Here is an 18,745-nt window from a genome sequence, read left to right on the forward strand (position 1 = left end):
TCAACAATGACGTGACAACTGGCATAAATTATTTACGTACTATACGCATATCGGTAATCAAAAGCTAGTTTTTAACTGCATTGAGCGGTCATTTTCTCTGCAAAAAAAATATGTTTTTTTTACCATAAACTATGATATAGACGTTACCTTATATTAAGCCCAAATCCATATTTCTAAAAAGGCACTGGTATATATAGTGTAATTCGCGCAATCCAAACGCTTTTTTACTGCGCACTCATCTACTAACTCCTCACCCAAAGATAGGGTTTTTGCTTTATAATGACCCACCGAATTTTATGGTTATATCAGCGGCTATTTTAATGACAGCGGTTATGATTAATTGTCACAAAATATTAACTGCGATGCGCTTAATGAGCGGATGGTTTAAATAACCTTATCGACGCCATGTTTTGATATCGAGATGACACAATAAGCCATAACGCTATGTTGTCATGTTGCGCTATCCATTTTCTTAATTAATACTCGCAGTATTTATTTGATTTAGCCGCTCTTAATCAGCGCTAGCCTATTTTTGCTTTCTTTTTTTGCTTTTGTCTTACAGGTCACCTTATGAGTCAACTTAATCCCAAACAACAAGAAGCGATGCTCTACGTATCAGGTCCATTGCTTGTGCTAGCAGGTGCCGGCTCCGGTAAGACATCGGTGATTACGCGTAAAATCGCTTATCTAATCGAAGAATGTAACATGCCAGCTGAGCGTATCACGGCGGTGACGTTTACCAATAAAGCGGCGCGTGAGATGAAAGCTCGTGTCAGTAAATTGCTGCCGAGTGAAAAAACCCGCGGTCTGACGGTATCGACCTTTCACCAATTTGGGCTACAGTTTTTACGTTATGAGTTGATTCATACCCCACTCAAAGGCAACTTTTCCATCATGGATAGCGACGATAGCAAGCGTTTGCTGATGGAGCTGATGATGCGTGACAATTTAAGCGGCGCGGAAAGCCGCGAGTTGGTTGGTAAAGCGATAAAAATGATTTCTGATTGGAAAAATGATCTGATTGAACCGGATAAGGCAATGGAAACCTTAGACGATCCAGAAGATATGATTTTTGCCACCCTTTATGCTTTATATGAGCGTAATCTGCGTGCTTATAATGCCGTGGATTTTGACGATTTGATTGTCTTGCCGACCAAAATATTACGTGAAAATAGAGAGCTGCGTGATAAATGGCAAAACCGTATTCGTTATTTGCTCGTCGATGAGTATCAAGATACCAATACCGCCCAGTATGAGATGATTAAATATCTGGTCGGACCGCAAGGACGCTTTACTGTCGTTGGTGATGACGACCAATCTATCTATGCCTGGCGCGGTGCAAAACCTGAAAACATGGGATTACTGAAAGAAGATTTTCCTAAGCTTAAAATCGTCATGCTTGAGCAAAACTATCGCTCGACCACGCGTATCTTGACCTCTGCCAACGCCGTTATTACCAATAACGAGCATTTATTTGAAAAGAAACTTTGGTCGGATAAAGGTCAAGGCGAAAAAATTCGCATCATTAATTGCCGTAATGACGATGATGAATCTGAGCGCGTGGCAAAAGAAATTGTTACGCATAAACTGCGTTTCGGTAATGAGTGGGAGCAATATGCGGTTCTTTATCGCAGTAACTTTCAGGCGCGAATGTTAGAAGCACAGTTACGTCAGCTGCAAGTGCCTTATAAATTATCGGGCGGTCAGTCGTTCTTCGCCCGTAGTGAAATCAAAGACATCATGGGTTATTTGCGTTTGATTCTTAACCCTGAAGATGACAGCGCATTTTTACGCATTATTAATACGCCTAAGCGCGGGATGGGACCAGCAACCCTTGAAAAGCTTGGTTTATTTTCACAAGAGCATAGCATCTCATTATTGGCGTCTTGTACCCATGCCGGGCTTGCTCACGTATTGCCGTCAAAAGCCTATGGCACCTTAAAAGAGTTTGGCGATTTTATTGGCCACTATACCCGCGAGCTCGATCAGCATCCTGATCCTGTACCAATCGTCCGTCAAATGATTGATGAAACCGGTTATATTGACTTTGTCCGTAGCGACTCAAAAACCCCGCAGCAAGAAAAAAATCGTATCGATAATATCGACATGCTCTATACCAGTATTCAGTCGCTGATTAATCGCGCTGAAGAAGATGAAGACCGCACCATTGATACCATCATTCGTAAGCTGGTATTGCTCGATATGCTTGAGCAGCAGCAAGAAGAAGAGAATACCAATAAAGTGAACCTCATGACTTTGCATGCGGCAAAAGGTTTGGAGTTTGACTTTGTATATATCATGGGGCTTGAGGAAGAGATGCTACCGCACCGCAACTCTATCCTGAGCGAGACGGTCGACGAAGAACGACGCTTGATGTACGTAGGCATTACCCGCGCCCGTCGTGAGCTAACCTTGACGCTTGCGACCCAGCGCCGCGCGGGCGGGCAGATGCGCGTAACGTCTGAATCAAGATTTTTAGATGAGTTGCCAGAAGAACATATTGACTGGCCAGCCAAAGCGAAAAAGAAAAAAGCCAGCAAAGACCCTGAAAAAGTCGCTGATGAATACTTGGCTAATATTCGGGCATTATTAGGGAATCGCTAAGCCTAGCACTTAGAAAAGCCGCTCATGCTTATGCTTAGCCTTATGTTTACCACGCTTAAAATAAGCGGTAAGCTTAATTTTTTATTTATACTTTTTGAAAAACTTGGAACCTTTATGCCCACCTCGACGCCGAATCCTGAACGACCATCGACACGGCAGGGCGATTATAATCCGGCAGAATCTAGCGGCGAATATAAGCTGTTGTATTTGCAAGGTTTGGTTGCCGAAAAGGCATATGGGGCGATTACTGAGTTTTTAGAAAAGCAATCAGAATATGAGATTGCCAGCTTATTAGAATCTTTCCCTAGTCAAAACCGCTTATTGATTTGGGCGCAGGTGCCAGAAGATATCAAAGGTGAAGTGCTTGCGGAGTTAGAGTTTGATACCCGCCAGCCGCTGTTAGAAAACGTCTCTTCAAAAGAGATATCGCTTTTTACCCAAGACCTTGATGCGCAAGATATCTCTGAAATTTTAGATACCGTTACCGAAAGTGTGCGTACCTCGGTGATGGCAACTCTAGATGAAGATATCCGCATTCAGGTCAATAAGCTTGATACCTATGCCGACTGGGAAGTCGGTAGTTATATGGATCCCGATCTCATTCAGATCAGGGACGATATCACCCTTGCAGAAGTACAAAACTGGCTGCGGGAAAATGCCGATTTGCTCGATGACGAAAGCCAAGAACTGTTGGTCGTTGACCAAAGCCAACAATTACTTGGGCTACTCAGTCTGGTCGATTTGATTAAACACGACCAACGTACCTTAGTTGAAGAGCTGATTGATGCAGCCATTACGATTAATGACCGCTTAGATATTCAAGATGCGGCAGCGATTTTTCGTTCAGAAGACATTCGCTTTGCCCCTGTGATTAATAATCATGGCGAGCTGGTCGGTCAGTTAAATGGTGAAGACATCATGGAGATTATCCAAGATGATGTCGATAGCACCATGAAAAACCTTGCCGGTGTTAGCCAAGATGAAGAGCTGTTTGCGCCTATTTTGACCAGTGCCAAGAGTCGGAGTATTTGGCTCGGTATTAATTTATGCACCGCGCTCTTAGCTGCTGCAGTGATTGGACAGTTTGAAGCCGTACTAGCAAAGGTTGTGGCGCTGGCAATACTGATGCCCGTGGTTGCCAGTATGGGCGGTATTGCAGGCTCGCAGACGCTGACGGTGGTCATTCGCGGTATGGCGATGGGTCAAATTGGTGGTTCCAACCGCTTATGGCTGCTCAATAAAGAGCTGTGGGTTGGCGCGATAAACGGTATCATATGGGCGATAATCATGGCGTTTATTGCTCAATTGTGGTTTCATGATATTAAAATCAGTGCTGTCATTGGCCTTGCTATCGCGATTAACATGACTGCCGCCAACGTTTCAGGCATCAGTATTCCGCTGATGCTTAAACGTATGAATATCGATCCTGCATTATCCGCCTCGGTTATCTTGACCACCGTAACGGATATTGTTGGCTTTATGTCGTTTTTGGGCTTGGCAAGTTTACTGATTCTTTAGTCAATCTCCTATTAAAAGTTAAATACGAAAAGTTAGAAATCAGCAGCTATTTATAAAAATAGTTGTTGTTAAGCATTTAAAAACTAAAAGTTAAAAATGTGATTCATTCTGTTTATACAACCATTACATCGTTAAGTGAGTGCGTTATGCAAGCTGTACAAGTTAAAGTATTAAATCCTAAAATCACTGAAGATAAAGCGTTCTCGCTACCAACACGCGCAACCGATGGCAGCGCAGGTATCGACTTACGCGCTTGTATTGACGAGCCTTTGACGATTAAAGCCGGTGCGACGCATTTGATTGGCACGGGTTTGGCGGTTTATATCCAAGACCCTAATTTTGCGGGTATGATTTTACCGCGCTCAGGTCTTGGTCATAAGCACGGTATCGTCTTGGGAAATCTGGTTGGCTTGATTGATGCCGACTATCAAGGTGAGCTGATGGTCAGTATTTGGAATCGCAGCAATGAAGATTTTGTGTTAAATCCTGCCGAGCGTATGGCGCAATATGTGGTTGTACCGGTTGCCCGTCCTGAGTTTGAATTGGTGGCAGAATTTAGTGATACCAGTGCGCGCGGTGCCGGTGGTTTCGGACATTCAGGTCGTCAGTAGTCCGTACTGATTTATCATTTTAATTGTTTATCATGATGACAATCTAGAAATCATAATAATTTAATAATCACTATTACCCCATTTATCACGATAATAAGGAGAGTAAGCGATGCCGTCTTTTGCTGCGCAGCAATCCTTATTTCGTGCTTATGATATTCGTGGTTCGCGTCAGCATTTTACCAATGACTTTATTCACGCATTGGGGCACGCTTTTGCTCATCTTTATCGAGTTCAACAAAAAACTAATAACGAAAAACATAGCCAAAGTACTAACAAAAAAACCATCATCGTCATTGGTTATGATGTACGCTGTGGTAGCGATACCATTGCCCAAACACTTACTGATGTGTTATCCCAGCAAGGTATACAGGTCATTCAATTAGGTCTTGTTACCACGCCCATGATGATTTTTTGGGCGGAGCAATATCAGGGGCATGGCATTATTGTCACTGCCAGTCATTCCGCTAAAGACATTTTAGGGGTCAAGTGGCTAGTCAACCATACCTCTCCGAGCAGCGCAGACATTCAAGTTCTCTATCAGCAGCTAGCTAGCGGCGACGCACAAGATAATTCTTTAGTCGCTATTGATAAGCCTATTTATCATAAACAGCAACATTTATCTGTTAATCAAGTCGCAAGCGTTTATATCGACACCATTACACAAGTTTTTGAGCAAATTTATCAATATGATAACCAGTCAAATGACCAGAGTGCAAAAGATAGTCATACACCCTCCTCCAAACTTGATTTAGTGGTGGTGATTGATTGTATGCATGGCGCGACCAGCAACATCGCCAAGCCTTTATTTACCAATTTTTGCCAAAGTGTCATCATGCTGAATGATACGCCAGACGGTGATTTTCCTGCCGGCAATCCGGATCCTACTGAGCCGCAGCGGCTTAAGCAGTTGCAGCAAAGCGTGCTTCTGCATCAGGCAGATATAGGTATTGCCTTTGATGGTGACGGCGACCGGTTAATGGTGGTTGATAATCAGGGCAAGGTTGTCACGCCCGACCATCTGCTTTATATGTTGGCAACAGTAGCTGTCAATCAGTGCCCTCCGCCGTTAAATGAGTCATTATCAAACGCTCAAGTGCTTTTTGATATTAAATGCTGTCATCATTTACCAAAGCTCATTACTGAACTTGGCGCAACGCCTGTGATTAGTAAAACAGGTAGCAGTTTGATGCGGCAACAAATGCAGCAGTCTGGCGGTCAAATTGTCTTTGCCGGTGAGTTATCGGGGCATTTTATTTTTAATGATAGCTATTTTATTCTTTATGATGATGCCATGTATGCGGCATTAAGACTGCTACATTGGTTAGCTAAACCACAACTGGTTAAGCCCAATCTAACGACTCGTACAACAAGCCTATCTGATATCATCGAGAGTTTACCCGTTATCGTCAGTACGGCTGACCATTATTTACCGCTGCCAGAAACAGCTTTGACAAAGTGCTCAATCGTCGAGCAGCTGACCCGTCTATGTCTTTATTTACAACAACTTATAACAGTCACAGCACTTTGCTCGACTCATTCTAATGATCAGGCTGTCATCAACTGTGCACCAGCGCATTGTACGTGTTCTGCTCAAAAACACGCTATAACTTTAGAAGCAGCAAAAAACCTCTTGCCAATTGGCACAACACTAAGCTGTATTGATGGGGTACGCTTGGATTTTGCGCGCGGGTTTGGTGTATTACGCCAATCAAATACCAGTCAGAATCTGACCGTGCGCTTTGCCGGTGATAGTATCGACGATCTTACCGATATTCAAACGAGGTTCGCCGCTTTATGCCGCCCATTTAACGAGCACTTAGCGACGCAAATTTTGGCTATTGTTGCTGAATAAGTATTGTTTAACTGATTTTTTTACCATTTATTTTATTAGAGAACGCCAGAAAAAAACAGAAACCCTTAATCAACCGCTTAACACCGTCTTTTAGGAGCTTGTCATGACGCTTAATTTGGATGAAGCCAAAATTACCGCAGAAGTATTAACCACGGCGCTGCCTTATATTCAACGCTTTGTTGATAAGCTCATTGTAGTCAAATACGGCGGCAATGCCATGACCGACCCTGCGCTTGAAAGCTCCTTTGCCCGTGATATCGTCTTATTAAAAACCGTCGGCATGCATCCCGTAGTTGTACACGGCGGTGGTCCACAAGTAGATAACTTGTTAAAAGAGCTTGGTCGTCAATCTGATCGTATCGACGGCATGCGCGTGACTGACAAAAGCACCATGGATATCGTTGAGATGGTGCTCGGCGGTAGCGTCAATAAATCTATTGTCAGCTTAATTAACAAGCACGGTGGACGCGCGATTGGTCTGACCGGTAAAGATGCTAATTTAATCCTAGCTAAAAAGTTAATGATGGAAAAAATCGGCGCTGATGGTATATCGGTTCCCGTCGATTTGGGCTTTGTCGGTGATGTGGTCAGCGTCAATAAAGACGTGATTAATATGCTGATTGCCTCTGATTTCATTCCCGTTATCGCCCCTCTTGGCGTCGATGAAGAAGGCAATACTTATAATATCAACGCCGATTTGGTCGCTGGTAAAGTCGCAGAGTTTTTACAAGCAGAAAAGCTTATGCTACTGACCAATATCAAAGGGGTATTGGGTCGTGATGGTGAAGTCGTGACTGGATTGACGCCAAAGACAGTTGATGGTTTGATTGAAGACGGCATTATCTCGGGCGGTATGATTCCTAAGATTCAATGTGCGCTTGATGCAGTACGTAGCGGCGTAAAAAGTGCGGTTATTGTCGATGGTCGTGTGCCGCATGCCACGCTGTTAGAAATTTTTACCAACGAAGGTGTCGGTACTTTGATTAGCCGTGATTTGGATTCGTCAATGAGCTAGCGAGCTGTGGTAATTTTTAATTTGACCCCCTCCCCTCCCTAAAGTGAGGGGATTCCTACTGCTAGACGCTCAAGCCCGAGCGCAAGAATATTCTTTGCCGCATTAATATCGCGGTCATGAGTGACACCGCACTCGCAAAGCCATTCTCTTATTCCTAAATTTGCTCTACCTTTCGGACTGTTTTGGCGTGAGCCACAACACGAACAAGTTTGGGTGGTGTAACTTTCATTTACCTCATCATAGTAGCAACCTGCGTTCTCGCATTTATAGGTCAGTTGCCGCTTAATTTCAAACCAACCAGCATCATAGACGGATTTGGCTAGCTTGGTTGAGGTAAATGATTTTGATTGAAGTTTGCCAATGATGATTATTTTATTAGTCTTGGCAAGGTTGGTGGTGAATTTATGGATCAGGTCGTAGCGGGTGTTTTTAATCTTGGCGTGAATCGCCTTAACTCTTTTTTTGTTTTTAGCTCTTTGAGCAATACCTAGTTTTGGCGCGTATTTATGGGTCAATTTGGTGGCTAAGACCTCGCCATTACTTGTCGTTGCTGAGTCCTTGCAGCCCAAATCAATACCGACTTGACTATCACCACACGCAGTTTTTGGGTATTCTTTAACGGTGACGCACGCATACCAAAGACCACGACTGTCCTGTACAAGCTCACAAGTGTTGATGGTGTAGAGTGCTAAATTGTAGCTATCCCACACGTCGATGGTCAGCTTCTTGCCTTTTGATAGGCTGAATTGAATGGTGGATTTGAGGCTTTTCTTTCCTGCCTTTTTGACGCCTAAATATTTTATCGCGGTTTTTTTAAAAGGAATCCAACCAAGTGACTTGCGCTTAGCTTTTGGGTTGTTGGTTCGCCAATTTAGTTTGGCTTTCTTGAATTGCTTTCGAGATTTAGCGTGGGTTTCGGTGATGGCTTGCAGGGTTTGACTGTGCAAATTCAAAAACTCACCGCTACCTTTCACATAAGTAGCAATATCATAAGCTGAAAAGAATTTGCCTGTTCGTTGCAAGTGTTTGAAACTCAAATCATTAACGTAATTCCACACAAAGTTAACTGCACCAGCCAATTTATTTAGCTGGTTTGCATGTTTGTCTTTGATGCGACACTTGAGCGTTTTCATAGAGTGATTATGGCCTCAATGAGTTTGGTTGACAAGGCTGTTTTAAGGCTGAGCGACACTAGCTGACGCCTGATATCCACGCCCTAGAAGTGACGTGGTTTTACGGCGCTTTTTGATAATGTGCCAAACTGATAGCGTTTTTATGAGAACGGTTTATTTATAAAAAAGCCGCCTCAAACTCAGCTTCATCAAAACCGCATAATAGTATCAGCTGATTGTTATCTGTCCGCTCACCTTCAACTATGGGACGCTTGATCATACTGGTGTTTTCTACTAGCAAATCGATGGCGTTATTGACGCTATCATCAGCGGCTTGCTTCTGCTCGTCAGTCAGCTTGCGCCATGTTGTTCCGCGCTTATTCAGCACTTTATCGATACCAAGCTCGTTAACCCAATGTTGTAGCGTTGCTTTATCAATGCCTTGTTTCTTATAATCATGAAAATCATAGCTGACGCCTAGCTCATCAAGTTTAGTAAAGGCTTTTTTCATCGTACTGCATGATTTGATGCCATAGATAGTGATGGTCATAGAAACTCCAAATTAATGATCGTTATTCTGCTTATTGTATCTAAGCGCATTATTATACCTAACGTGCATTATTATATCTAAGCACACTACTATATTAAGCGCACGGCGATTTGGTTTATGACGACAAAAATCTTCATAAGCATATTCATTTTGCAAATTCATAGCTTTTACAGTGAGCAATCACCCCATCATATCATCGCAATTTTCGCCAAATTACGCTATGCTATGGCATTATAAAATTTTACCCAATTTATCTGTAACAACCTATTCCGAGCCAACTATGAGCAACGCCGTGACAGCAGAAACTGCTAATACCAATAATACTTCTATCGACAACGCCCAGTATCAACCGCAACTCATCGAAGCCGCGCAGCAAGCTAAATGGGCAACGGATAAGCGCTTTGAAGTGAGCAATGAGCCAAGCGATAAGCCAAGCCGTTATATGCTGTCGATGTTCCCTTACCCAAGCGGTAAGCTGCATATGGGTCACGTGCGCAACTATACGATCTCTGACGTCCTGAGCCGTTATTATCGCCTCAAAGGCTACGAAGTCATGCAACCAATGGGTTGGGATGGTTTTGGCTTGCCAGCTGAAAACGCCGCAATTGCCAATCAAACACCTCCTGCTGAATGGACGTTTGCTAATATTGACAGCATGCGCGCGCAGCTAAAACTGCTTGGTTTGTCTATTGACTGGTCACGCGAATTTGCGACTTGTAGCCCCGAATATTATCAGTGGGAACAGTGGTTGTTTTTACAGTTATACAAAAAAGGCTTGGTTTATAAAAAACTTGCCACCGTCAACTGGGATCCAGTCGACAATACCGTATTAGCCAATGAACAAGTCATTGACGGTAAAGGATGGCGTAGTGGCGCGGCGGTCGAAAAGCGTGATATCCCGATGTATTACTTTAATATCACTGATTATGCCGATGAGTTGCTTGATGATTTAGACCAGTTAGAAGGTCACTGGCCTTCTGAAGTACTGACCATGCAGCGCAACTGGATTGGTCGTAGTGCCGGTATGGAAGTGCATTTCCCTTATGAGCTTGCTGGCGAAACCAGTACATTAGATGTGTTCACTACCCGTCCTGATACTCTAATGGGTGTGACTTATGTCGCAGTCGCTGCCGAGCATCCATTGGCACAATATGCCGCTGAAAATGACGACGCTATTGCCCAGTTTAATGCGCTGTGCAAAAAAGGTTCAGTTGCTGAAGCGGATTTGGCCAAAGCCGAAAAAATTGGTATGGATACCGGTCTTACCGTCACTCATCCACTCACTGGTGAAGAAGTGCCAGTATGGGTTGCCAACTATGTACTCATGAGCTATGGCTCAGGCGCGGTCATGGCAGTACCAGCCCATGATGAGCGTGATTATGAGTTTGCGACTAAGTACAATTTACCCATTAAGCAAGTGATTTATATCCCTGCTGGCTATTTTGATAACGCAGAAGAAGATAATGACAATCGTGCTTATACGGAACGCAATACCTTAGTCAATTCAGGCGAATTTGATGGTATGGATTTTGACCAAGCCTTTGCAGCCATGCTTGCTAAGCTTGAGCCACAAGAGCTTGCTAAGAAAAAAATCCAATATCGTTTACGTGATTGGGGTGTCTCACGCCAGCGCTATTGGGGCTGCCCTATCCCAATGGTGAATTGTGAGCATTGCGGCACTGTACCTGTTGATGAGCAAGACTTACCAGTAATTCTACCGACTGACGTCGTCCCTGATGGTCGCGGTAATCCGCTAAAAAACATCCCAGAATTTGTCAATACCACTTGTCCTAAATGTGGCAATCCTGCTGAGCGCGAAACCGATACCTTTGATACCTTTGTGGAATCAAGCTGGTACTATGCACGCTTTGCTAGCCCACATGATACGACCAACATGGTCAATAAGTCTGCCGCCAATAAATGGTTGCCTGTCGACCAATATATCGGCGGTGTCGAACACGCAGTGATGCATCTACTTTATGCCCGCTTTTTCCATAAGCTCATGCGCGATGAAGGCCTGGTATCAGGCGATGAGCCATTTGCCAATTTGATGACCCAAGGTATGGTACTTGCCGGTACATTCTACCGCGTCAATGCCGATGGCAGTACCACTTATTACTTCACCGAAGACATCGATATTGATTTTAACGAGCGCGGTCAACCGATTAAAGCTATTTTGAAATCAGATGGTCAGCCAGTGACGATTGGTAAAATCGAGAAAATGTCAAAGTCAAAAAACAATGGCGTTGACCCGCAAATTACCATTGATAAATATGGCGCGGATACAGTTCGTTTATACACTCTATTTACTGCACCTGCTGACCAAACTCTTGAATGGTCAGACGATGCGCTAAAAGGTCCTTATAACTTTGTGAAAAAGGTTTGGCGTATTGCGACCGAGCATATGCAAGCACTGGCTGCTGCCAACTTAAGCATTGAGGAGCTTAATAATAGTACGCTCAATAATAACGCCTTAAATACCGATAACTTAAGCAAAGAAGCCAAAGCTTTACGCCGTAAAACTCATGAGACTATCGGCAAGATTGATAGTGACTTGGGTAAACGCTTGGCACTTAATACGCCAGTCTCCAGCCTGATGGAACTCGCTAACGAGTTAAGTAACTTTAAAGCTAGCAGTGAGCAAGATCTGCAAGTGCAGCATGAAGCATTGATTGATTTATTGATTATCCTATCGGTATACGCGCCGCACATTGGTGAGCATTTGCTTGAGCAGTTAGGAATGGATACCGTGATCCTAAGCTACCCAGAAGTCGATGCAAGCGCTCTAGTACAAGACATGATTACTATGGTGGTGCAGGTTAACGGTAAAATGCGCGGTAAAATGGATGTCGCCCCTAATAGCGACCCTGAGCAGCTAAAAGCGCAAGCAAAAGCGCTTGAAGGCGTGGCAAAATTCCTTACTGGCGAGATTAAAAAAGAAATCGTCGTACCGAATAAACTGGTTAATATTGTGGTTGCAGGCTAGACCTTTTTAACGTTACGTTTTCAAATACTGGGTTTTTAGACGTTGTGATCTTACAGGCAGCGTTTTTAAACCTAGGGTTTTTAAACCAAGCATTGTTAGAAATTGCGTTTGAGGTCTTTTTATAAAAATAAGGATAGCGATTATGTCGTATAAACACCAAGCTTTGCAGGCACATCAAGCAAAATCAGATGGGAAAAGCACCATGAGTCATAAATCAGGCGTCCAAAAACTGGCAACAGCGCTACTGACTGCCTTGCCAATGTTCGCAGTTTTGGGAGCAGCTGCCAGTCTCAGTGGTTGCGGCTTTCAGCTACGCGGCTATGATGCACCGATGCTATTTGATGTTGCTAAGACAGCGGTGATTATCGAAGACAATCGCACCTCATTTCCGTTGAAACGCCCACTGACCAGACGCCTACAATCACTAGGTGTCGAGGTTATTGATAACATGACTTTAGCTGATGTGGCTAGCAATAACCAAAAACTGGGGGCTGAAACCATCTCTACTATTGCCGTTAATAATATACGTTTTAAGCGTTATGAGCTGGTTGGTGTATTGACAGAAATTCGCTTGGTGATATCAGCAGATGTCAGCTATCAAAGTGTGGAAAATGGCAAACCTGTGACGCTTACCAACCCTATCCAAGTTGAGCGTAGCTACCAATATAACGAAGCGTCGGTAAGTACCGATGATCAGCAGGGCGACCAAATTCGTGATTGGCTTTACGACAGCTTAGCGCGCCGCATCACGGACCAATATGTGGCGATTGCACTGCCTAAAGTTGCGCCTAACAGTCCTAAGTCAGCTACAGAAAATGGTAAAGGCTCAGTATCCACCGCCGTAATCGTCCCGAAATCTTAATGTTAATACTTTCTCATTTTTAATGATTCTGTTTTTAATAACACCTTTGTTAAAGTTGCCTTTATTTAAACTTCCATTATTTAAAGCTGCCTCTCTTTAAACGCTTTTTCATTTGAGGTGCTTTTTTAGACAAAGGCAGCTTTACTCCCCTATTCATAACCTTGTGTCATTCTCTCTATGCAAGATACCTTTATACAAGCTTATCCAAAACTACTCCAACCTTCCATTGCAGTAGCGGGCTTGTGGCTGGCGCACGGTGACGAGCCGTTGCTCAGTCAATGGCTTATCGATGCGCTGCGTCCGCATTGGCGCGCGCAGAACTATGCTATTAAACGTATCGAGCTGGTGTCAGTAAAGAGTTGGCAGGAAGTGTTGTCAGAGCTTGGCAGTCAGTCTTTATTCGATGATGCGAGTGCGCTCATTGTCACGGGCAACCATAAACCTGATAAAGCAGTCATTGCCGAGCTAGAACGTTTTGCCGTCGATGCGCAAACAGGGGCGCATAGCCATAGCTTATTGTGGCTCACGCCAAAGCAAGACAAACGCGCGCAAACTAGCAAATGGTTTGTGCCATTTGCGCAATATGGTCATGTCATCGATTGTAATTTGTATAATGAGCAGCAGCGCCAACAGTTATTGCAGATACAAGCCCAGCAGTTTGGCTTAACCTTATCGCAAGAAGCTTGGCAACTTCTGATGTCACATACCGAACATCATCTGCTTAGTGCCTATCAAACCTTATGGCGGCTATCGTATTTATTTGCGCCACAATTGATGGCAATTAATGACAGTGATAATAACAGTCATAGTACCAATTTTGACAATAATTCTAGCCAGCCTTTGACAAACGTAGCATTAGATATTAATGATCTACAAGCAGCATTGGTTAGCGATGCCCAGTTCAGTGTATTTGATTTATCTGATGCGATGCTTGCTGGCAATAGCGCCCAAGTTGCTAAAATCATTTTTCAGCTGAAAGCGACTGATGAGCCAACAACTTTGGTTTTATGGGCAATCAGTAAAGACATGCGGCAGATTATGCAGTTAATGGATGGACAAGATCCGCAAGCTCTTGGCATTTGGCGTAGCAAACAAGGCTTATATCAGCAAGCCTGCCGACGCCATTCAAAAGCACAAACTGCGACTTGGCCGGCTCTGCTTTATAAATGTGACCAAGCGATTAAGGGCTTGGTGCGCCAGCCAGCATGGGAGTTATTATTACAAGCAGCGATTGAGCTATCAGGGCAACGTTTGTTTTTAGTTTAGCTCACATATAAAGATTAATCATATGTGAACTAAGTTTGTTTAATACTGTTAACACTAAAATTAAAACTACAGCAGTTGTTTGCTTACAGCCTGCTCCAATTCTAGGGCTACTTCTTTAATTTTCTTAAACCACCAAAATGCTGCTGCAATACCTAGTACGATTAACACTAAAAAAGACTTAAATAAGATTGCTAGAATGACTGCTACAGCAAGACTTCCCCAAAGTGGGCCACGATAATGTGCTCCGGCTATTCTTTGTATAGTAGGTTTAGACCAAGTTACTTTGTCTAAATTCTTGTTATTAACTACCACGTACGGCCCTGCATTACTTTTAGGAGGTATAACCCAAATAACTTGAACTTTGTGCCCTTCTCTCAATGCAACATCCCAGTTCTGTAAACTGATATCTTTTTCGGCATTACTTTCTTCGTTCAATAAAAAAAAGTTATCATGTACTGTAGTGGTTGAGCTGATTCTTACAGGGGCAGTAGCTCCTTGGCCGTTCCTGACAACACCTCCACCTCCACCTCCATGTACACGAGTTTCTCGTTGCTTTGAGGTTCCTTCAACTTTTCCCATAAACTGATGTATTTCATAAGTTTTATTATGTATTGCAATAGATGACATTTTTACTTCCTATTAAATAAAATAAATGCAAAAGTGCATTCTAATGAACGAATGAAAAAATGTCTATTAATGAATAATAAAATTTATATCAGATAATTTTCTAGCATCGATATCCTCCTTAACGTTTCGCAAACTAATTGCCATTCCCTTTTGTCCATCAAGCCTCTATCATAGCTACACTTGATTTAACTGTGATTGGATTGTTGTCATGCGCACAATGAGCAAGAAGTCTGCTATTAAATGGGGCATTATTACCCTCGTCATCGTAGCTTTAGGGGCTTTGGCCTATAAAACCTTTAAACCAAAAGAAACCACACCCAACTATCTAACAGCAACGGCTGAGATTGGCGATATCGAAAATAACGTCATGGCATCCGGTAAAGTTAAGGCTTTAAATACCGTTGATGTTGGCGCGCAGGTATCGGGTGAGGTGACGCGGCTGTTTGTTGAAGTCGGTGATGAAGTAAAAAAAGGTGATTTAATTGCGCAGATTGATCAGGTCACCCAAAAGAATAGTTTAAGCAATGAGCAAGCGAGCCTTGAGCAAAGTGAAGCGGCGCTACAAAGTGCCCGTGCCGAGTCGCTAAGCCGTCAGGCAAGTCTAAAAAGTGCGCAAGCGGATCTTGCCAGCCGTCAAGCTGAATTGAGACAAGCACAAGCAGATTTCTCACGCTTACAAGGCTTACTGGCTATCGATGCGATATCGCAGCAGGACTATGATACGCAAGCAACAAAGGTTGCCACCGCTCAAGCGTCTGTCGCCAATGCCCGCGCTGCTATTGAGACGGCAAAAGCGGCGATTGCTACCACCGAAGCGAATATCAATAGCCAGCAAGCCGCGTTGCGCAAATCTCAAACCAACGTCAGCACCGCGCAGGAGGATTTAAGCTATACCACCATTCGTGCGCCGATGTCAGGGACGGTGGTATCGGTGACCACTGAGCAAGGGACGACGGTCAACGCCAATCAAACCGCGCCAACCATTGTGACTTTAGCCGATTTATCCACCGTACGTATCAATGCGCAAATCTCTGAAGCCGACGTCATTAACGTTAAAGCAGGCTTGCCAGTCTATTTTAATATCATCGGTAATCCCGACCAAAAATATGATGCGACCCTCAAAGCGATTGAACCCGCTCCTGAGAAAATCAGTGATACTAGCTCTACCGATGCGGCCATTTATTATGTTGGTTATATCGAAGTACCCAATACCGAGCGCCGCTTTCGTATCGATATGACCGCGCAAGTTTATATCGTCATTAATCAAGCAAAAGACGCGCTGCTTATCCCCTCTGCTGCCCTGCAGCCTGCTGGTAAATCTAGAAAACCTAAGGGCTCTAAACCAGAATCTACCACTGCAAATAAGCTGGATAGCGATTCTAATGCAACCATGGCAACGGTGCGTGTGCTTAAAGCTGATGGTGAAGTCGTTGAACAAACCGTCAAAGTCGGTATCAATAATCGTGTCAATGCGGAAATTTTGAGCGGTCTCAAAAGAGGCGATGAGGTTATCTTAAGCGAAGAAGGACCTAATATTGGTAGTAAGGGCGGCAGAGGTGGCATGGGTGGCAGAGGCGGTCGACCGTTTTAATATGAGGCTATAGTCGTAAGATTGACGATGTTCAAGCGTTAAGACTATTGAATTTTAAAAGGCTCGAAATTTAAAACTCTAAAACCTACGTTGAATCGACGATAGCAAAAAACGAGCGTTGATATTGATTTGATATAAGCAGGATAGCAAATGAGTAACCAAGACCCGACTTCTAATGCCACCGCTACGCCTTTGATGGAAGTCAAAGGACTGATTAGAGAGTTCAAAGCTGGCGAGCAGACCATTCGCGTCTTGCATGATATCAACCTGACCATCAATCAAGGCGAAATGGTAGCTATCATTGGGCAGTCAGGCTCAGGCAAATCAACCTTGATGAATATCTTGGGTTGCTTAGACCAAGCGACGGCGGGCGACTATAAGATATTTGGTCAATCGGTCAGCCGCCTAGATGCGGATGAGCTGGCAAAACTGCGCCGTGAGCACTTTGGTTTTATTTTTCAGCGCTATCATCTATTGGGCGACATCAACGCCCGTGACAACGTTTCTGTACCAGCAGTCTATGCGGGAATGGACGGGCAAGCACGTAATGACCGTGCCGAAAAGCTATTGTCAGATTTAGGACTGGCGGACAAAGTCAATAATCGCCCAAGCCAGCTATCGGGTGGACAGCAACAGCGTGTGTCTATCGCAAGGGCGCTGATGAATGGTGGCGATATCATCCTAGCCGATGAGCCAACAGGAGCCCTAGATAGTAAATCAGGTAAAGACGTCGTACAAATCCTCAAAGACTTAAACGCGCAAGGTCATACCATAATAATGGTCACCCATGACCCGGGTCTTGCCGCCCAAGCTGAGCGCGTGATTGAAATCAAAGACGGTTATATCATTGCCGATTATAAAAATGAAGATTATCAGCGCCCAGAAGCACAGCCAGCAGCTATGATAGACAAACACCGTAAAAGTGCCTTTAGCAGTTTTATCGATCGTCTATTTGAAGCCTTTAAGATGTCTTTACTTGCTATGCGTGCGCATAAAATGCGCACGTTATTGACGATGTTAGGGATTATCATTGGTATTGCTTCCGTGGTATCGGTCGTCGGTTTGGGTAAAGGCTCACAAGAGCAGATACTATCCAATATTAGTTCCTTAGGTACCAATACCATTACTGTCACTGACGGCTACCCCTACGGTGACCCTAGGCGCCAGTACAACGATGATAATCTAACCCCACAAGACGCCCAAGCAGTCGCTGACCAGCCTTATGTACTCAGTGTCAGCCCGCAGCTCAATAGCAATATGAACGTGCGCTATCGTAACGTTCAAGAAGCTGCCAGTATCAGTGGCGTTGGTAAAGACTATCTCGATGTGAGCGGTGAAAAGCTGGCACTAGGTCAAGGCTTTGATGAACAGAGTATCCTGCGCCGTACCCAAGATATTATTATTGATAATAATGCCAATAAAACCTTTTTTCCTGACAATGCCAATCCGATTGGCGAGGTATTACTGATCGGTAGCGTTCCTGGGCGCGTGATTGGGGTCTTAGAGCCAAACGATGGTGGCTTTAGTAGAGGCGCAGATTCGCCGACTTTATATATGCCCTACACCACTATGATGTCGCGGCTGATAGGCAGTGCCTATATTGAGAGCTTTGTAGCGCTGATTGACAACAATATCTCCTCTTCTGCCGCTGAGTCTGCCATATCTGAGCTGATGAAAAGCCGTCATGGTACCGATGATTTTCGCATACGCAATTCCGACTCCATTCGTCAGACGATTGAATCTACGACGGCTGCCATGACATTACTCATTTCATCTATTGCGATTATCTCGCTGATTGTCGGCGGTATTGGCGTTATGAACATCATGTTGGTATCCGTGACCGAGCGCACTAATGAGATTGGCGTACGTATGGCCGTCGGTGCGCGTCAAAGTGATATCATGCAGCAGTTTCTGATTGAAGCCATTTTGGTCTGTATTTTAGGCGGACTATTGGGTATAGGCATGGCATTTGCGATTGGTGAGCTGATTAACCGTGTCGGCGGCGATAGCTTTAAAGTTATCTACTCATCGACGTCCATTATTGCCGCCTTTGTTTGCTCAACGCTTATTGGGGTTGTTTTTGGCTTTTTACCGGCACGCAACGCCGCCAAGTTAGATCCAGTAGAAGCGCTTTCTCGAGATTAAAAGAAT

General features: G+C 44.0%; 13 protein-coding genes. 10 read left to right on the forward strand and 3 right to left on the reverse strand.

Annotation, left to right across the window (positions count from 1 at the left end; translation table 11 throughout):
- The first annotated feature begins 570 nt into the window (after window positions 1-570).
- The 5 genes from JMW39_RS11445 (at window position 571) to argB (ending at window position 7,600) form a co-directional block, all read left to right on the forward strand.
- Complete coding sequence (locus JMW39_RS11445) at window positions 571-2,604, forward strand: UvrD-helicase domain-containing protein (RefSeq protein ID WP_201546589.1); 2,034 nt, start codon at window positions 571-573, stop codon at window positions 2,602-2,604.
- A gap of 114 nt (window positions 2,605-2,718) precedes the next feature.
- Window positions 2,719-4,122 (forward strand): magnesium transporter, encoded by a 1,404-nt coding sequence (mgtE, locus tag JMW39_RS11450; RefSeq protein WP_201546590.1) that lies wholly within the window; start codon window positions 2,719-2,721, stop codon window positions 4,120-4,122.
- 146 nt (window positions 4,123-4,268) lie between these two features.
- Window positions 4,269-4,733: a dUTP diphosphatase gene (gene dut, locus JMW39_RS11455; RefSeq protein ID WP_201546591.1), complete on the forward strand. Its 465-nt coding sequence runs from the start codon at window positions 4,269-4,271 to the stop codon at window positions 4,731-4,733.
- A 109-nt stretch (window positions 4,734-4,842) separates the two neighbouring features.
- Window positions 4,843-6,585: a phosphomannomutase gene (locus tag JMW39_RS11460; protein WP_201546592.1), complete on the forward strand. Its 1,743-nt coding sequence runs from the start codon at window positions 4,843-4,845 to the stop codon at window positions 6,583-6,585.
- Window positions 6,586-6,688: 103 nt separating this feature from the next.
- Window positions 6,689-7,600 carry an acetylglutamate kinase gene (gene argB / locus JMW39_RS11465; RefSeq protein WP_201546593.1) on the forward strand — a complete coding sequence of 304 codons (912 nt, stop codon included), beginning with the start codon at window positions 6,689-6,691 and terminating at the stop codon, window positions 7,598-7,600.
- A gap of 38 nt (window positions 7,601-7,638) precedes the next feature.
- Here the strand turns inward: argB and JMW39_RS11470 are convergent, their stop codons facing one another.
- Together JMW39_RS11470 and JMW39_RS11475 are read right to left on the reverse strand one after the other, a co-directional pair.
- Window positions 7,639-8,733, reverse strand: coding sequence for an RNA-guided endonuclease InsQ/TnpB family protein (locus JMW39_RS11470; RefSeq protein WP_201546594.1), 1,095 nt, complete (start codon window positions 8,731-8,733; stop codon window positions 7,639-7,641).
- A gap of 157 nt (window positions 8,734-8,890) precedes the next feature.
- On the reverse strand, window positions 8,891-9,262 hold the full coding sequence (locus JMW39_RS11475) for an arsenate reductase (RefSeq protein ID WP_201546595.1): 372 nt from the start codon (window positions 9,260-9,262) through the stop codon (window positions 8,891-8,893).
- A 280-nt stretch (window positions 9,263-9,542) separates the two neighbouring features.
- Here JMW39_RS11475 and leuS point away from each other — a divergent pair, with 280 nt between their 5' ends.
- From leuS to JMW39_RS11490, 3 genes are all read left to right on the forward strand, one after another.
- Entirely contained in the window at window positions 9,543-12,248 is a 2,706-nt protein-coding gene (leuS, locus tag JMW39_RS11480) for a leucine--tRNA ligase (protein ID WP_227679503.1), read from the forward strand.
- A gap of 142 nt (window positions 12,249-12,390) precedes the next feature.
- Window positions 12,391-13,110 carry an LPS assembly lipoprotein LptE gene (gene lptE / locus JMW39_RS11485; protein WP_227679504.1) on the forward strand — a complete coding sequence of 240 codons (720 nt, stop codon included), beginning with the start codon at window positions 12,391-12,393 and terminating at the stop codon, window positions 13,108-13,110.
- 177 nt (window positions 13,111-13,287) lie between these two features.
- On the forward strand, window positions 13,288-14,376 hold the full coding sequence (locus JMW39_RS11490; protein WP_201546597.1) for a DNA polymerase III subunit delta: 1,089 nt from the start codon (window positions 13,288-13,290) through the stop codon (window positions 14,374-14,376).
- Window positions 14,377-14,442: 66 nt separating this feature from the next.
- Here the strand turns inward: JMW39_RS11490 and JMW39_RS11495 are convergent, their stop codons facing one another.
- Window positions 14,443-15,003, reverse strand: a complete 561-nt coding sequence (locus JMW39_RS11495) for a hypothetical protein (RefSeq protein ID WP_201546598.1) — start codon at window positions 15,001-15,003, stop codon at window positions 14,443-14,445.
- A 208-nt stretch (window positions 15,004-15,211) separates the two neighbouring features.
- On the opposite strand from JMW39_RS11495, the gene JMW39_RS11500 reads away from it, so the two are divergent.
- Window positions 15,212-16,594, forward strand: coding sequence for an efflux RND transporter periplasmic adaptor subunit (locus JMW39_RS11500; protein WP_201546599.1), 1,383 nt, complete (start codon window positions 15,212-15,214; stop codon window positions 16,592-16,594).
- 150 nt (window positions 16,595-16,744) lie between these two features.
- The gene (locus tag JMW39_RS11505; RefSeq protein WP_201546600.1) at window positions 16,745-18,739 is read left to right on the forward strand and encodes a MacB family efflux pump subunit; all 1,995 of its coding nucleotides are present in this window, start codon (window positions 16,745-16,747) and stop codon (window positions 18,737-18,739) included.
- Window positions 18,740-18,745: the final 6 nt, after the last annotated feature.

Origin of the sequence: Psychrobacter immobilis, assembly GCF_904846175.1 — a bacterium.
Classification (GTDB): domain Bacteria; phylum Pseudomonadota; class Gammaproteobacteria; order Pseudomonadales; family Moraxellaceae; genus Psychrobacter; species Psychrobacter immobilis_E.

What these genes read in the sequence shown, in the direction of transcription:
- JMW39_RS11445 (WP_201546589.1), top strand. Translation starts at nt 571, where the DNA reads ATGAGTCAACTTAATCCCAAACAACAAGAAGCGATGCTCTACGTATCA.
- mgtE (WP_201546590.1), top strand. Translation starts at nt 2,719, where the DNA reads ATGCCCACCTCGACGCCGAATCCTGAACGACCATCGACACGGCAGGGC.
- dut (WP_201546591.1), top strand. Translation starts at nt 4,269, where the DNA reads ATGCAAGCTGTACAAGTTAAAGTATTAAATCCTAAAATCACTGAAGAT.
- JMW39_RS11460 (WP_201546592.1), top strand. Translation starts at nt 4,843, where the DNA reads ATGCCGTCTTTTGCTGCGCAGCAATCCTTATTTCGTGCTTATGATATT.
- argB (WP_201546593.1), top strand. Translation starts at nt 6,689, where the DNA reads ATGACGCTTAATTTGGATGAAGCCAAAATTACCGCAGAAGTATTAACC.
- JMW39_RS11470 (WP_201546594.1), bottom strand. Translation starts at nt 8,733, where the DNA reads ATGAAAACGCTCAAGTGTCGCATCAAAGACAAACATGCAAACCAGCTA.
- JMW39_RS11475 (WP_201546595.1), bottom strand. Translation starts at nt 9,262, where the DNA reads ATGACCATCACTATCTATGGCATCAAATCATGCAGTACGATGAAAAAA.
- leuS (WP_227679503.1), top strand. Translation starts at nt 9,543, where the DNA reads ATGAGCAACGCCGTGACAGCAGAAACTGCTAATACCAATAATACTTCT.
- lptE (WP_227679504.1), top strand. Translation starts at nt 12,391, where the DNA reads ATGTCGTATAAACACCAAGCTTTGCAGGCACATCAAGCAAAATCAGAT.
- JMW39_RS11490 (WP_201546597.1), top strand. Translation starts at nt 13,288, where the DNA reads ATGCAAGATACCTTTATACAAGCTTATCCAAAACTACTCCAACCTTCC.
- JMW39_RS11495 (WP_201546598.1), bottom strand. Translation starts at nt 15,003, where the DNA reads ATGTCATCTATTGCAATACATAATAAAACTTATGAAATACATCAGTTT.
- JMW39_RS11500 (WP_201546599.1), top strand. Translation starts at nt 15,212, where the DNA reads ATGCGCACAATGAGCAAGAAGTCTGCTATTAAATGGGGCATTATTACC.
- JMW39_RS11505 (WP_201546600.1), top strand. Translation starts at nt 16,745, where the DNA reads ATGAGTAACCAAGACCCGACTTCTAATGCCACCGCTACGCCTTTGATG.